Below are 1,479 nucleotides of genomic sequence, written 5' to 3'. Positions count from 1 at the left end.
ATAAACGCACTTGCAATAAATAATGTACCTGTAATTGGTGCAATAAGAATCGGCACTAATGGCTGTAATAATTTGTGGTATTTACGTGTTGCAACCCAACGTACAAAGTAACCCACTAATAGACCTGCAATAATGGCACCGATAAAACCAGTACCTGCATCTGCGCCATAAAATGAGCCGTTATTCGCAATCCAACCACCAATGAAACCCGGTGCTAATGCTGGACGATCACCAATCGCATACGCTATGTAACCTGCAAGTACTGGAATCATTAATGTAAAGGCGACTACACCGACATCAAGGACTTTTTGCCACATGCTACCAACAGGGATCTGCATTCCCGCATCTGTTGGCTGTCCACCAATCGCTAATGCCAACGCAATTAACAAACCACCGGTAACAACAAACGGGATCATGTGCGATACGCCATTCATCAAGAAACAGTATAGATCTGAACGCGCTTTAGAGACTTTGCTTTCACCACTATCTAAACCATCGCCATTAGCATCAAATGGTTTTGCGACTAATGCTTGTTGAATAACGCCTTTGCCATCTTTTATCGGCGCTTTTACGCCAGTCTTAATTAATTTTTTACCCGCAAAACGATCCATATCGACTTGCTTATCACAACTGACAATGATCGCTTCTGCGCGGGCAATTTCTTCTGCAGTTGGTGAGTTTTTAACACCGATAGAACCGTTCGTTTCAACTTTAATTTCATAACCTAATTCAGCAGCCGCTTTTTCTAATGCTTCCGCTGCAAGGTAAGTGTGCGCAACACCCGCAGGACAGCCCGTAACCCCAATCAACAACCCTTTATCTTGGGGTAATGTTGCCACCACTTGTTTTTCGGCAAGTAATAATGCCAATGCATCAGCAGGTGTTTTCGCAGCGAGGAATGCATCAATAAAGCCATCTTCAATCAGTTTTGATGACAACTCAGCCAACACTTCAATATGGTGATTATCACCGCCATCAGGAGAAGCAATCATGAAAAATAGTTTTGATGGTAAGCCGTCTTCTGCGCCGTATTCAATACCTGTACGACTAACACCAATCGCCACCGCAGGTTTAATAACAGCGGCACTTTTAGCATGAGGTAATGCAACACCCTCTTCAAAACCAGTGTTACCTAACTCTTCACGTGCTTTAACATCGACTAAAAATTGGGTTTTATCCGCAACGCGACCTTGTTGAACTAAAATATCTGCCATTTCAGCAAACACTTCATCTTTGGTGGTTGCTTTAAGGTTGAGGTTAATCAACTGCTCATTGATGAGGGTGGTAATCATATTCTATCCCCGATAATTTTATTATGGGCTCGATAACATTGTATTCGTCATCAGCATGGCAATATTGTCGGTTTTTTAATGGGGATAAAGTAGAGTACAAAACAGGCTTTAACTGGAAATTTGTAACATTAAACTCTCAGTGTGAGCTATCACTCATATTTTTTACCGTATATAAAACAAGTTGAAT

The 1,479-nt window shown here is 41.6% G+C and carries 1 protein-coding gene; it reads right to left on the bottom strand.

Going from position 1 to position 1,479, the window contains the following annotated elements; translation table 11 throughout:
- On the bottom strand, window positions 1-1,292 hold a 1,292-nt coding region (locus GLP24_RS19735), incomplete at its 3' end, for a fructose PTS transporter subunit IIA (protein WP_232616435.1).
- Window positions 1,293-1,479: the final 187 nt, after the last annotated feature.

It is taken from the genome of Photobacterium carnosum (assembly GCF_021236965.1).
GTDB classification, from domain to species: Bacteria; Pseudomonadota; Gammaproteobacteria; order Enterobacterales; family Vibrionaceae; genus Photobacterium; species Photobacterium carnosum.
The sequence above is the reverse complement of the archived record's forward strand: the minus strand, read 5'-3'. Positions and strand labels throughout refer to the sequence as shown.